Source organism: Candidatus Phyllobacterium onerii, from assembly GCF_028331445.1.
GTDB classification, from domain to species: Bacteria; Pseudomonadota; Alphaproteobacteria; order Rhizobiales; family Rhizobiaceae; genus Phyllobacterium; species Phyllobacterium onerii.
Genome location: NZ_JAQMHX010000005.1, coordinates 149,463 through 163,476, shown reverse-complemented (window position 1 = coordinate 163,476; position 14,014 = coordinate 149,463). Strand labels below are relative to the sequence as shown.

13 protein-coding genes are annotated in these 14,014 nt (G+C 58.3%); 5 read left to right on the top strand and 8 right to left on the bottom strand.

The features are described from left to right. The first annotated feature begins 79 nt into the window (after positions 1 to 79). The 5 genes from PHA01_RS13365 to PHA01_RS13345 all read left to right on the top strand — a co-directional run bounded on the left by PHA01_RS13365 (position 80) and on the right by PHA01_RS13345 (position 6,986). Complete coding sequence (locus PHA01_RS13365; RefSeq protein ID WP_417020969.1) at positions 80 to 1,246, top strand: efflux RND transporter periplasmic adaptor subunit; 1,167 nt, start codon at positions 80 to 82, stop codon at positions 1,244 to 1,246. After that, positions 1,243 to 4,410: an efflux RND transporter permease subunit gene (locus PHA01_RS13360; RefSeq protein ID WP_271896261.1), complete on the top strand. Its 3,168-nt coding sequence runs from the start codon at positions 1,243 to 1,245 to the stop codon at positions 4,408 to 4,410. The genes PHA01_RS13365 and PHA01_RS13360 overlap by 4 nt, the downstream gene beginning before the upstream one ends. A gap of 190 nt (positions 4,411 to 4,600) precedes the next feature. Beyond that, positions 4,601 to 5,023, top strand: coding sequence for a hypothetical protein (locus PHA01_RS13355; RefSeq protein ID WP_271896259.1), 423 nt, complete (start codon positions 4,601 to 4,603; stop codon positions 5,021 to 5,023). Positions 5,024 to 5,026: 3 nt separating this feature from the next. Next, a complete protein-coding gene (locus PHA01_RS13350) occupies positions 5,027 to 6,256 on the top strand; it encodes an HlyD family secretion protein (protein WP_271896257.1) in 1,230 nt (409 codons plus the stop codon). A gap of 94 nt (positions 6,257 to 6,350) precedes the next feature. After that, positions 6,351 to 6,986 carry a dihydrofolate reductase family protein gene (locus tag PHA01_RS13345; RefSeq protein ID WP_271896255.1) on the top strand — a complete coding sequence of 212 codons (636 nt, stop codon included), beginning with the start codon at positions 6,351 to 6,353 and terminating at the stop codon, positions 6,984 to 6,986. 4 nt (positions 6,987 to 6,990) lie between these two features. Here the strand turns inward: PHA01_RS13345 and PHA01_RS13340 are convergent, their stop codons facing one another. The 8 genes from PHA01_RS13340 to PHA01_RS13305 all read right to left on the bottom strand — a co-directional run bounded on the left by PHA01_RS13340 (position 6,991) and on the right by PHA01_RS13305 (position 13,916). Next, positions 6,991 to 7,275 carry a hypothetical protein gene (locus PHA01_RS13340; RefSeq protein ID WP_271896253.1) on the bottom strand — a complete coding sequence of 95 codons (285 nt, stop codon included), beginning with the start codon at positions 7,273 to 7,275 and terminating at the stop codon, positions 6,991 to 6,993. Between the two features lie 258 nt (positions 7,276 to 7,533). Then, positions 7,534 to 7,863 (bottom strand): cupin domain-containing protein, encoded by a 330-nt coding sequence (locus PHA01_RS13335; protein ID WP_271896251.1) that lies wholly within the window; start codon positions 7,861 to 7,863, stop codon positions 7,534 to 7,536. A gap of 11 nt (positions 7,864 to 7,874) precedes the next feature. Next, positions 7,875 to 8,630, bottom strand: coding sequence for a 2-dehydro-3-deoxy-D-gluconate 5-dehydrogenase KduD (gene kduD, locus PHA01_RS13330; RefSeq protein ID WP_271896249.1), 756 nt, complete (start codon positions 8,628 to 8,630; stop codon positions 7,875 to 7,877). Then, positions 8,627 to 9,469 carry a 5-dehydro-4-deoxy-D-glucuronate isomerase gene (gene kduI, locus PHA01_RS13325; protein WP_271896247.1) on the bottom strand — a complete coding sequence of 281 codons (843 nt, stop codon included), beginning with the start codon at positions 9,467 to 9,469 and terminating at the stop codon, positions 8,627 to 8,629. Before kduI ends, kduD begins: the two co-directional genes overlap by 4 nt. A 30-nt stretch (positions 9,470 to 9,499) precedes the next feature. Next, positions 9,500 to 10,237 (bottom strand): ATP-binding cassette domain-containing protein, encoded by a 738-nt coding sequence (locus PHA01_RS13320; RefSeq protein WP_271896663.1) that lies wholly within the window; start codon positions 10,235 to 10,237, stop codon positions 9,500 to 9,502. Further along, positions 10,237 to 11,244 (bottom strand): ABC transporter permease, encoded by a 1,008-nt coding sequence (locus PHA01_RS13315; protein WP_417020963.1) that lies wholly within the window; start codon positions 11,242 to 11,244, stop codon positions 10,237 to 10,239. The genes PHA01_RS13320 and PHA01_RS13315 overlap by 1 nt, the downstream gene beginning before the upstream one ends. Before the next feature lie 81 nt (positions 11,245 to 11,325). Next, positions 11,326 to 12,276 (bottom strand): sugar ABC transporter substrate-binding protein, encoded by a 951-nt coding sequence (locus PHA01_RS13310; RefSeq protein WP_271896242.1) that lies wholly within the window; start codon positions 12,274 to 12,276, stop codon positions 11,326 to 11,328. A gap of 125 nt (positions 12,277 to 12,401) precedes the next feature. Next, positions 12,402 to 13,916: an aldehyde dehydrogenase family protein gene (locus PHA01_RS13305; protein WP_271896661.1), complete on the bottom strand. Its 1,515-nt coding sequence runs from the start codon at positions 13,914 to 13,916 to the stop codon at positions 12,402 to 12,404. Positions 13,917 to 14,014 lie beyond the last annotated feature (98 nt).

Here is a 14,014-nt window from a genome sequence, read left to right as displayed (position 1 = left end):
CTATTTCAATCGATTGAGCAGATTGGCATTTTTCCCCGTACGACACACAGGAAGTCTCATTGCCATGGAGGCCTATCCCTTGTCACGCGCGTTGTTTACAGCCTTAAAACTTGGTTTTACCGCCGCCGCGTTGTCGGCATCGGTAGCTCTCGCTCAGGAAGCCGCGGCTCCACCGCCTCCTCCGACTGTGACCGTTGCAAAGCCGGTCGTGCGCGACGTAGTAGACAGCGATGAGTTTATCGGCCGCTTTGAAGCCGTCGACCAGGTTGCCGTCCGTTCACGCATCGATGGCTATCTCGATACGGTTCATTTCACCGATGGCGCTTTGGTAAAGAAAGGCGACCCGCTTTTCACAATTGATCAGCGGCCTTATGTCACCGCGCTGGAGCAGGCCAAATCGTCGCTCGAAGTTGCCAAGACAACGTTGACTTATGCTGAGGCACAGTACAAGCGGACGCAGTCGCTCACCGGCAGCGGCACGCTGTCAGTATCGACGCTCGATGACCAGCGGCGCGCTTTCCTGGCGGGCCAGGCCAGTGTGGCCGGCGCTCAGGCGGCTGTCGACGGTGCCCAGCTCAATCTTACATATACTCAGATCACTGCCCCGCAGGATGGGCGCATCGATCGCCGGTTAATTTCAGTGGGCAATCTGGTCAATGCCAATGACACGATCCTGACCACGATTGTCTCACTTGACCCGATCGATTTCTATTTCGACGTCGACGAGCGGAACCTGCTCAACTACGCGCGGACGGCGCGCGAGCGTGGTAGCAACTTGCAGGAAGGCGGTGGCGGCCTCGACGTTACTGTCACACTCACTGACACCAACGAACCGCCGGTGAAGGGCAAACTCGACTTTGCTGAAAATCGGCTTGATGACGCGACAGGCACGATGCGGGTTCGCGCACGCTTCGCCAACCCCAATTTCATCCTGCAGCCAGGGCTTTTCGGTCGTGTCGAAGTGGCCGCTTCGAACACCTATAAGGGGATTTTGGTTCCTGACGAAGCCGTCGGCTCAGACCAGAATGAACGTGTTGTCTTTGTCGTCGCTGAGGACGGTACCGTCACGAGCAAGCCGGTTCGCCCGGGTCCCAAGCTTTATGGCTACCGCGTCATTCGCGAGGGGCTGACCGGCGACGAAACAATCGTCATCAATGGGTTGATGCGCGTTCGCCCAGGCGGCAAGGTTAAACCCGAACTCGTCCAGCTTCCGCCAGAGGCGAAGACGGCGGAGGCCAGTCAATGAGGTTTGCGCATTTCTTCATCGATCGGCCGATCTTTGCATCTGTCCTTTCGATCGTACTGCTGCTTGTCGGCAGCATTGCCTATACACAGCTCCCCGTCGCCCAATATCCAGAAATCGCTCCGCCGACCATCGTGGTGCGCACGTCCTATCCGGGCGCCGATGCGGAAACCATAGCGAATACGGTGGCGACGCCGATCGAGCAGCAGATCAACGGCGTCGAGGACATGCTTTACATGTCATCCTATTCGACAGCCGACGGCTCGATGTCGCTGACCATCACCTTCAAGCTTGGTACCGATCTCGACAAGGCACAGGTCCTTGTGCAGAACCGCGTCGCGATCGCCGTGCCGCAGCTGCCGGAAGATGTCCAGCGCAACGGCATAACCACGACGAAAAGCTCGCCCGACCTGATGATGGTCGTGCACGTGCTTTCGCCGGATAACCGCTATGACCAGCTCTACGCGTCGAACTATGCCAACACCCGCATCCGCGACGTGCTGCTACGGCTCGACGGCGTCGGCGACATCACCATTTTCGGTGAGCGCCAATATTCGATGCGCGTCTGGCTCGATCCGCAGAAACTGGCCGCCTATAGCATGACATCGGGCGATGTGGTGCAGGCCTTGCGTGACCAGAACGTACAGGTCAATGGCGGTGAAATCGGCGGCCCGCCAACGTCTGGCACAAACGCCTTTCAGTATACTGTCACGATGCAGGGCCGGTTCGAGGATGCCAGGCAATTTCGCTATGTGATCGTCAAGACTGGCGCAGATGGTCGCCTCGTCCAGTTGCAGGATGTAGCCCGCATTGAACTTGGTGCGAAGGACTATGTGACCAACAGCTACCTCGATGGCAGTCCCGCCGTTGCGCTCGGCATTTTTAGCCGGCCCGGCACCAATGCGCTTGCAGCTGCGGCGACCATCAAATCGACGATGCAGGAGCTTGCCAAGGATTTCCCTCCAGGCCTCAAATACGACATCGTCTATGATCCGACGGAATTCATCGCTGAGTCGATCAACGATGTTTACACGACGATCTTCGAAGCAATAATTCTCGTCGCGCTTGTCGTGCTCGTCTTCCTGCAATCGTGGCGTACCGCAATCATTCCCATCGTTGCGATCCCGGTCTCGTTGATCGGCACGTTCGCCATTCTTCTGGCATTCGGCTTTTCGCTGAATATGCTGACCTTGTTCGGTCTCGTTCTCGCCATCGGTATCGTCGTCGACGATGCGATTGTCGTCGTCGAAAACGTGGAACGAAACCTTGCCTCCGGCATGACGCCAAAGCAGGCGGCACATACCACCATGGATGAAGTCGGTACCGCTGTGATCGCCATCTCGCTGGTACTGATCGCAGTGTTCGTGCCGACAGCTTTCATTCCCGGCATTTCCGGCCAGTTCTACCTGCAGTTTGCCGTGACGATTTCTGCGGCGACAGCGATTTCGGCTCTCAACTCGCTCACGCTTTCGCCCGCCCTGGCAGCAATTGTCCTGCGTCCACACGATCACGCGGTTTCCAACAATCCGCTCGCGCGTTTCGGGCGAAGCCTCGCCAACGGCTTCAACAGAGGCTTCGATAGAATGGCATCGGGCTATTCCTGGATCGTGAGGCACCTTGTGGGATCAACGCTCGGCCTCCTCGCTTCGCTTCTCGTGTTCGTCGGACTGCTCGGAGCCACATGGTACATGTCCAATCTGGTGCCGCGCGGCTTCATTCCCCAGATGGATCAGGGCTATGCCATCGTCGTTATCCAGCTGCCGGACGGAGCTTCCCTCGCCCGCACAGATGCGGTGGTCCAGGAGGCTTCGAAGATTATCCGTGGCATCCCCGGCGTCAGAAACTCGGTCGCCTTCGCCGGCTTCAGTGGCGCGACCTTCACCAATGCTTCGAATGCCGGCGTCGTTTTCGCGCCGTTCCAGCCGTTTGACGAGCGGATCAAGAACGGGCAGTCGGCGACTTCGATCATTGGCCAAATCTATGGAAGTCTGCAGAGCATTCAGGAAGCCTTCATCATCGCCGTGCCGCCGCCATCCATTCGCGGTGTCGGCAACGCCGGTGGTTTCAAGATGCAGCTCCTCGATCGCGACAGTTCCGATATGCGCCGCGTTCTGGGCCTGGCCCAACAGATGATGGGAGAAGCCAACCAGACACCAGGTCTTACCGGCGTCTACACGACGTTCTCCGCCTCAAGCCCGCAATACTTCCTTAATATCGACCGCGACAAGGCTCGGGCGTTGAACGTGCCCATTCCGAACATCTTCGAGGCGCTATCGATCAATCTCGGTACGTCTTATGTGAACGATTTCAACGCTTACGGCCGTGTTTATCAAGTACGCGCGCAGGCCGATCAGCAATTCCGCGTGGATCGCGCGGACATTCTCGCGCTGAAAGTTCGCTCGGCGACTGGCGCGCTGGTCCCGTTGGGTACGCTTGTCGAAATCAGGGATACAACCGGTCCATCGCTCGTGCAGCGCTACAATATGTACGTGTCGGTGCCGCTCCAGGGCAATTCTGCCCCCGGGGTTTCTACCGGTACAGGGCTCGATAAGATGGAGGAGCTCGCGGCGAAAACCTTGCCGCCCGGCACAACCTTCAACTGGACCGAGCTTGCATTGCAGGAGAGAAGCACGGGGAACACAGCGATACTGATTTTCGGACTTTCCGTGGTCTTCGTCTTTCTTGCGCTGGCCGCGCAATATGAAAGCTGGGTTCTACCGCTGGCGATCATTCTGATCGTTCCATTGGCCGTGCTGGCTGCACTCATCGGCGTGCACCTGCGAGGTATGGATAACAATATCCTGACGCAGATCGGGCTCGTCGTCCTGATTGGTCTGGCGGCGAAGAACGCGATTCTCATCGTCGAATTCGCCCGGCAACACCAGGAGGATGGTGCCACCCCGGTCGAAGCGGCTATCGAGGCCAGCCGTCTGCGCCTGCGTCCGATCCTCATGACCGCCTTCGCCTTCATCTTCGGCGTTGTTCCGCTGATGATCGCACAGGGACCAGGTGCCGAAATGCGCCAGTCGCTCGGTACGGCGGTATTTTCCGGCATGCTCGGCGTTACGTTCTTCGGCCTGTTCCTGACACCGGTGTTCTACGTCGCACTCCGGTCTTTCGGCCGCAAACGTAAAGTGGTGGTGGAAGAAGCCCCCGCCGCGCACTAACAAAATAGCGCGAGGCTTTTCGAGCCTCGCGCCGCTAAACAGCTGCTCCCAACAGCTGCTCCCCGCTTAGTTACTGTTACGTACTTTCTTCGAAATTCATCAACATGCATGCTGCGCTTGCACGGACAATATTGGCCGCGCGGGATGAATGGTCGATTGCGGCCACGAAGCACCGAGGGGAACGGAACAAATGGCCGACGCAATACACCCGGCAGCGATAGAACACCTGCCGGTTTTTATCACCGCCCCTGGTCAAACCGACTGGCTGTTCAACGTGGTCGTCATATTCCTGTTGGCAATGGTCCTCATCGTCGGCAATTTCTACTTCCGGCTGCATGCCCTACCCGAGCAAATGGCGCATCGTGGGAAAAAAGTGCAAATGGAGATTGTAGCGGTCCTTGCGCTTATTTCCTTGTTTACCCACAACCATATCTTCTGGATCGCCGGCCTGTTGCTGGCATTGATTGATTTTCCGGATTTCTCCTCGCCGATGGTTTCAATTGCACAGTCGCTCGAGAAACTCTCTGGTCGCGATAGAACCAGCGAGGAGCAGGCTATCGTCTCGTCCCCCGAACCCGAGCTGAAATCTGACACAACAGGCGGGGGTATCTGAGTTATGTTAGAGCTACTTCTCTGTTCGCTGCTCACAGTCTTTCCGGACTATCTTTTCCGCCGTTATGCCCAGGGAAGACGTCTCGGTCGCGAGATTACTCTTTATACGGTGTGGTACGAGCTTCGCTGGGGCATCACTGCGTGTCTCCTGCTGACGGTATCGTTGATTACCGTTATTTTTTACTATCATCCATCAACCAAGAACGTCACCGCGATATTCCGCACCGTGAGCATCCTTCCCGAAGCCACCGGCCGTGTCGCCGAAGTGTTCGTGGGCCTCAATTCAAAGGTGGAAGCTGGGGACGCACTGTTCCGGCTTGATAGTTCGGCACAGGAAGCGGCGCACGAAACGGCACAGCGCGCCATTGACGAAGCAACTGCCGCGATGGCGGTTGCACGAACGGAACTGGCGGCAGCGGATGGGCTCATTCAGCAGGCGCAAGGCGCATACCAGCAGGCTCTGGATGAGCTGGCGACCAGGCAAGAGCTTTTACGGCGCAAGGCAGACGTCTCGGTTCGAGAGGTCGAGCGGTTGCAAATCACCGCTGACGGTCGAAAGGGAGCGCTCGACGCTGCTATCGCCAACAAAAGCACCATCGAGATCAAGCTCTCATCCCTCCTCCCGGCGCAGAAGGCAAGTGCAGAAGCAGCGCTTGCGCAGGCACAAGTAGAGATCGACAAAACGCTGGTTCGGGCGGGTGTCGCAGGTACCGTCCAGCAGTTCGTGCTGCGGCCTGGCGATATCGTAAACACGATGATACGGCCGGCCGGCATCCTTGTTCCGGAGGAAGCTGGACGCGTGAACCTGGTTGCCGGCTTTGGCCAGATAGAGGCTCAGGTGATGAAAAAAGGCATGATTGCCGAGGCCACATGTATTGGCAAACCCTTTACGATCATTCCCATGGTGGTGACCGACGTTCAGGATGTGATTGCCGCCGGGCAACTCCGCGCATCAGACCAACTGATAGACGTGCAGCAGATTGCCAAAGGAGGTTCACTGACGGTATTTCTGCAGCCGCTTTATGCCGGTGCGCTCGATGGAATTCCGCCTGGCAGCAGTTGCATTGCCAATGCCTATACCAATAACCACGACGCGCTTGCGGCAAAGGATATCGGCACGGGGAAATGGTTGTTCCTCCACATGGTCGACACCGTCGCCGTCGTGCATGCCATGATCATTCGAATGCAGGCACTGATGCTGCCCGTCCAGACCTTGGTATTGGGCGGCCACTGAGCAAATTTTTTCTCAATGAATGTCGGGATCGGAGGCCTCGACACGTCCTTTGCCGGACAACAGGCGCGAATGAAGCCCGCCTGAAGGAGGAAAAATGAGAGAGCTGATTTTGTTCATGCACATATCTCTGGACGGCTACGTTGCTGCCGCTGAAAAGACCTCGCAGCCAACCGCAGGTGGCGATAGCGGATCTGAGGATGATGGCACGGTCGATGATCAAGGCATCATGGACACGGTAGTACCCAAGCTGACCAGCGGCTCGGACACACTGCTGCTCGGGCGGCTCGTGGCAGACGAACTGCTCGGCTATTGGCTGACAGCGGAAACCAAATATCCCGATCTATCGAGCGGCTACCGTGCCTATGCCCGCTGGGCAACAGGCGCACACAAGGCAGTCATCTCAAACACCGAGGAGCGGCTGCCTTGGGAGAATAGCGAGCTGCTGCTGGTAAAGAATGATGAAGACATGGTGCGGACCGTTTCGGCGCTCAAGCGGCAGCCTGGCAAGAACATTGTATTCCATGGCGGCGTGAGGACAGCGCAAAATCTGGCGCGGCTCAATCTGATCGATGAATATCAGCTCGTCGTAGAACCAGAGGCGCTGGGCGATGGCAAACCACTTTTCAGAAACCTGACAGACAAGCTCAAGCTAAACCTCGTCGAAGCAACGGCGCTAAAAGCCGGGGACGTTTTTCTGAGGTATCGGCCGGCAACGGTCTCAAAAGCCTAGCATGCTATTGCTTATAACCCTTTGCCTGCATGCATGCACTGACAAGATTGGCCTGTTCCTTAGCTCTGGCAGAACCGTCAGTGGCTAGGGCAGCGGTTGAACCGGCAGCCTGATATTTGCATTCCGCCATATCCTTGTTCGCGGGTGTGACAGGCTCTTCGCTATGGACCCACTTCTTCTCGGAAGACGCGCATGCCGCGAGGAACAGTATTGGAATAACAAATAGCAAAATCCGGCTCTTGGAGAGATTTTTGGAAGTATTGGATGAATCTGAAACCGCATTGGACATCGTGAGAATCCTCTATTTAATTTGCCTAGTGACCAAAGTCAGGCATAAATCTTTTCTGTATGCTCCCCATGAAAAGCAAGACTGTACCAAGGCGGCAAACTACATTGCATTTGGTGCCTGACACAACCCCGGTTGCGATATTTGACGGGAGAAGCCCGATCGCATTAAGGAAACTGACCCCAATCGAACCATGCCCACTAACATCCGTACTCGACGGTACCCGTCGCCCCGGTGAGTGAAAAAACGGTTTCGGACGCCTTACAGAAAATCGTCCCGTCTCGGCGTGAACGTGTCAATCAGCAAACCATCCTCAAGCGCCACAACGCCGTGAACGAGATTAGGGGCGACGATGAAGCTGCTGCCGGTGGGCAGCGTCGTGGTCACGCCATCGACAGTCACCTCGAAGGCACCTTTCGCCACATAACTCACCTGGGTATGCGGATGGGAATGGAGCGCGCCGATCGCGCCCTTGTCGAAGCTGAAGGCGACGAGCATCATTTCCGGGCGATGCGAAAGAACGGCGCGGCGATTGCCGGGCGAGGTTTCCGTCCAGGCCAAGTCGTCAGGCAAGGTGTGATAGTTAGACATCTGTACTCTCATTATCGCGCCAGCCATCCGCCGTCGACGGGAAGGACCGTGCCGTGCACATAGTCCGAAGCGTGGGATGCAAGGAAGACGGCCGCTCCAGCCATATCGTCCGCCTGCGCCCAACGTCCGGCCGGAATGCGTTTCAGGATATCGGCATTGCGTTCGGCATCCGCCCGCAGCGCCGCGGTGTTGTTGGTCTCGACATAGCCAGGGGCAATGGCGTTGACGTTGATACCATGGGCTGCCCACTCGTTTGCCATCAGCCGCGTCAGGCCTGCAAGGCCGCTCTTTGCCGCCGTGTAGGATGCAACACGAATGCCGCCCTGGAACGACAGGAGCGAGGCGATGTTGATGATCTTGGCAGGCCCCTTCTCCGCCATCGCCATCCTGGCGAAGGACTGGCAGAGAAAGAACGCCGATTTCAGATTGGTGTCCATGACGGCATCCCAGTCCTCCTCGGTAAAATCGATCGTATCGGCCCGGCGTATGATCCCGGCATTGTTGACCAGAATATCCGGTCCCTTTCGAATGGCTGCTGCTCGCTCGACGACAGTGCGCACATCGTCCATCCTGGAGAGGTCGGCCAGAAGAGGATGAAACGACCGGCCGCCGGCTGTTACGAGGGCTGCGGTTTCTTCCATCGGCGAGCGCCCGACGCCGATGATGTCTGCGCCGGCACCTGCTAGACCGACCGCAATCGCCTGGCCGATGCCCGTGTTGGCACCGGTGACGATGGCGCATCGGCCGGAGAGATCAAACGGGTTCATCTCAAACTTTCCATCGGGACCTTGTCCATGTCGGTGAAGCTCATGTTATCTCCGGCCATCGCCCAGATGAAGGAATACCGCCCGGTGCCGGCACCGGAGTGAATGGACCACCCGGGCGACAGCACCGCATCATGGCTTTTCAGTACGAGATGCCGTGTTTCGTGCGGTTCACCCATAAAATGGAAGACACGAGTCGCCTCCTCCATGCCGAAGTAGAGATAGACCTCCATGCGCCGGTCATGCACATGGGCGGGCATGGTGTTCCAGACGGAGCCGGGCTCAAATGTCGTCAGACCGACCAGAAGCTGGCAGCTTTCACAAACATCCGGATGCACATATTGGTTGATCGTGCGGGCATTGGCTTCCTCAGTCGAGCCCGTGCGCACCTTCTTGGCCATGTCGAGCTTGATCAGAACGGTCGGACAGGCGCGATGTGCCGGCGCACTCAGGAGATAGAATTCGGCCGGATTTGCCGGATCGTCGCTGCGGAACGACAACGTACCCTGCCCCATGCCGACATAGAGCGCGTCCTGGAAGCCGAGCGGATAGTCGACGCCGCCGACAATCACCGTGCCCTTGCCGCCGATGTTGAGAATGGCGGCCTCGCGGCGTTCAAGGAACTGGCTGGTCCCGGTTTCCTTGACCTGGTCGATCACGAGGTCTTCCCCCGCCGGGACGATACCACCCACGATCATCCGGTCGAGATGGCTGTAGGTGAGATTGATCTGGCCTTTCGAAAAAAGCCCCTCAATCAGGAAGTCCTTGCGCAGGCCTTGCGTGTCGCGCTTGGCAGCGTCTTCTGGACCAACGACCTGGCGCACGTTTACGGAAATTATCACAGCATTTGCCTCTTGCAGTTTGATGGAAGGTCAGGTGAGGACGACATATTCGGTGAGTTGGCTGATGGTGGTGTCCGCCTTGTTCACATCGAACACTTTAGTCCCATGGCTCATGATCACAAACCGGTCGCATACCTGGTAGGCGTGGTAGAGATTGTGCGTCACCAGCACGCTCGACACTCCCTCAGCTTTCAGCTTCAGCACCTGCGCCAGCAGGGCTTCCGTTTCGCGCACGGACAGTGCCGAGGTCGGTTCATCGAGAAGCAGAACTCGCCGCTTGAAAAAGACCGCGCGCGCGATGGCGACGGCCTGCTTCTGCCCGCCGGATAGGTCCCCTACCAGCTTATCGGGAGAATCGATACCGGAAATGTGGACAGCCTTTTCCAGCACCTCCATAGCGATATCGCGCATCTCGACCTGTTTAAGAAAGCCGAAGGCATCGGTGCGCTCGCGGCCCATGAAGATATTGCGGGTAATCGAGAGCGAGTCGACCAGCGCGGTATTCTGGTAGATCGTTTCGATGCCCGCATCGGCGGAGTCGGACCGGCAGGTGAACAATGTCTTTTCGCCGTCGACGCTCAAGTAGCCGGAGGTCGGCTTATATATCCCCGAAATGAGGTTCACGGTAGTCGACTTGCCGGCGCCATTGTCGCCCAGAAGGCCGACGACTTCGCTTGAGCCGATGTGGAAGCTCAAGTCCCTAAGCGCCGTCAGCGCTCCAAAGCTCTTGGAGATATTGTGCAGTTCGAGAAGATTGGGTGCCGACATCATGCGGTCCCCCGACGTTCGATGAGATGATTGAAGGCGGCGGCGATCACGATCAGCGTTGCGATGAACATGTCGAGATAGAAGCCGGGGGCCCTGAGCAACAGAAGCACATCGGTGATTGTGTGGATCAGCATGACCCCAAGGAAGATGCCGATGATCGAGCCGCGGCCACCGCGCAGGGAAAGCCCGCCGATGACACAGGCGGCAATCGCCTGAAGCTCCAGCCCGGCGCCCTGCCCCGGCTGGACGCTTCCGACACGCGCCGTGGCGATGATGCCGGCGACCGCCGCCATGCCACCGGCAATGGCGAAGGCAACCAGCTTGACGCGGTCAGTGTTGATGCCGATGGCCGTTGCCGCGGCAGGATTACCACCAGTGGCGAACACATGATTGCCGAATTTGTGACGGTGCAGCAGCAAATAGAAGCCGACAACGAACAGGACGATCCAGATGAAGGCGGCATTGATGCCAAGGAGTGTCCCGGCAAAAAGGCTCGAAAAGGCAGGTTCCGGATCAAAACGCACCTGAACGGCGCCGTTGTAGAGCAGCACTGCGCCGCGCCAGAACAGCAGGCCGCCTAGCGTGACGATGAAGGATGGCAGGCCCAAGCGCAACGTGATCGTACCGTTGAGAAGTCCGATCATCACCCCCAACAGAATGCCGAGCGGCGCTGCAATGAAAGCACTCATGCCGCCATCGACGAGGCTCGCCATCAGGACCGCCGTCAATGTGTAGACGGAGCCGACGGATAGATCGAACTCACCAGCAATCATCAGGATGCCAGCACCCAGCGCAAGGCAGCCCAACACCGGAATGGCCTTCATCAGAATCGTCAGATTCTGCGGTGACAGGTAACGGAAGTCGTCGGGATAGGCGAGCGCACCGACGATGCAGACGATTTGGAGGGTCGCGAAAACCAGGAGAATGGCTCCGGCCGGCATGGTCATGATCTGCTTCAGCAGCGATTGTTTTTTCGTGCGCGATTTCGGCACGGCACTGTCGGTCATGGCGTAGGTCACTGTCGTTACTCTGTTCCAGGGATAAGCGGGCCTTCCGGCTGTCGCCGGAAGGTCTTCACGCGCTGCGCTCTATCGGTAGCTGCCGATCAGCGGCTTGACCGAGCTGATGCGCGATTTATCGAGAAAGGCGCCTTGGCCCGTATCGACATCGGTCGGGGTCAGACCGTATTTTTTTGCCAGCGCGATCTGGGCAATCGGATAGTACCCCTGCAGGTAAGGCTGCTGGTCCATCGTCGCGAACATGGCGCCGGATTCCACGGCATTGACGATTTCGACCGCGAGATCGAAGCCGCCAAAGGGGATCTTGACGCCAGCATCCTTGATGGCGCCTGCGCCGACAGTCGAGGTAACAGATCCCGTGCCGAACAGCGCCTTGACTGTCGGGTTGGCGATAAGGAACTGGGCGATGATGTTCTGTGCTTCGGCCGGGTCAAGCCCGGAACGAACAGTCTCCACCTTAATGCCCTTTTCCTTCATCGCCTTCTCAATGCCACCACCACGCGCAACCGCGAAGCTGGCTTCGGGAATCTCGCGCGGATTGAAGACGACGTCGCCTTCCTTCAGGCCGAACTGCTCGATCATGCGATTGCCAAGCTCGACGCCGGAGGCAAACTCGTTCATGCCGACATAAGCCTGGCGGCAATTGCCCTTGGCGCCCTCCAAGTCGTCATTGTTGAAACCGATGACGATGATGCCCGCCTTGACGGCGGCGCAAATGCTGGCATCGAAAGCATCCGAACTGGAGATTGCGACGGCTATGCCGTCGACGCCGCTGACCGTAGCGCTCTCGATCAGGTCGTTCTGACGGACTGGATCGTTGTTGGCATATTGCACGTCGAGATCGACGCCGAACTGAGCCGCGGCATCTTGTGCGCCTTTGACGACGGGGTTAAAGAACTGGACACTCGGATCAAGGTAGATAATCATCGTTGCCTTGACGTCGGCCGCAAGGGCGGCGGATGTGAAAGCCATAGTTGCGCACGCCGCAAGCATTGCGGTTTTCAGTCTGGTCAATTTCATTTGCGTATCCTCCCTTTGGATGTGCAATCGGGGTCGAAAGACCCCATGTCTCGGCTGGCGGGCTCCGACCAAAGATCGCGCCAGCCGAGATTTTCCTCCTCTACCTCAATTTCCGGCGAGCTACCTCACCCGAACCAAGGATCCGGCCGGCCCAAGGTCACGTGAATGCCCTTGAACTGCGAATACTCATCAAAACCGTAGCGGCCTAGCTCGCGCCCAAGACCACTCTTCTTGTAGCCGCCGATGGGCAGCTCGGGCGCGCCGTCGATGACGCTGTTGATCCAGCAACGCCCGGCCCGAATGCGCCGGATGCTCTGGAGCGCATTCTCCAGATTTGTGGACCAGACGCCGGCCGACAGGCCGAACTCCGATGCATTCGCCAAGGCGACCGCCTCATCCGCCGTCCTGAACGTCAGCGTCGACAGAACCGGTCCGAAGATTTCTTCGCGGGCAATCGACATGTCGGCGGTGACACCGGAAAAAACCGTGGGGGCATAGTAGATTCCAGCGCCCTCTCCGACCCGTGCACCGCCGAGCAACAGCTCAGCGCCCTCGGCCTGTCCTGCTTCGACATAGGAGTGCACTTTGGCGGCATGTGCTTCCGAGATCATGGCGCCGATTTTCGTTCGCTCGTTCAAAGGATCACCGAAAGAGACCTTGCGGGAAATATCGAGGAGACGGTCGAGGAGCGCATCGCGGATGTCCTCCTGCACCAGAAGGCGGCTTCCGGAAATACAGCATTGCCCGGCATTGTGGTAGACGCCATAAGCAATGCCGTCGGCCGCTGCCTCCAGGTCGGCATCGGCAAAAACGATTTGAGGGCCCTTGCCGCCCAGTTCCAGGCCTACGCGCTTGACGCTGCGCGCGGCGATCTCGCCAAGCTTCGTGCCGACCCTCACAGACCCCGTGAAGGCGACCATGTCTGTACCGGGATCTTCCGCCAGGATTTGGCCGGCCGGATCGCCGTAGCCAGTAACGACGTTGAAGACGCCATCCGGAATACCGGCTTCGCGGGCCAGTTCCGCCATGCGGATAGAGGTGCCGGAGGTGAATTCGGACGGCTTCAGCACCACCGTGCAGCCACCACCAATCGCCCATGGCACCCGCTCGGAGGCGATGATGAAGGGGAAGTTCCAAGGCGTGATGATGCCGACCACACCAACAGGCTCTCTCAGCACAAGCCCGAGACGGTTGTCACCGATATTATTGTGGGTTTGGCCTTCCAGAGCCCGTGCCTGACCCGCCGCATACGACCAGAGATCGGCGCAGAAGGCGATTTCGCCGCGTGCCTGGGCGATCGGCTTGCCAACCTCGAGGCTTTCGATCAGGGCGATCTCTTCCACATGGGCAAGAATGAGCTCTGCCGTCTTGAACATCAGGCGCGACCGTTCGGCGCCCGACATGCGCGGCCATGGCCCCATGTCAAAGGCGCGGCGGGCGGCCGCGATCGCTGCGCGAACATCGTCGGCAGACGCGTCCGGCCAAGTACCGACCACGATGCCGGCATGGCCCGGGCTTACCCGATCTATGATCTTGCCCGAGGTTGCATCTACAGACTTGCCATCGACAAGCATCCGGTAGCGGGATTTACTCTGCAAACGCGGATCACTAGAGTTGGGGCTTATGAAATTAGATTGTATCGTCATCAACCAACCGGGATTTATCGCCCCGGCTCCTCCATCCTGGCTCGGCATGTCGAGCGCCGTGCTTGTGCTGCCGCTATGTTGTATGGTACTGT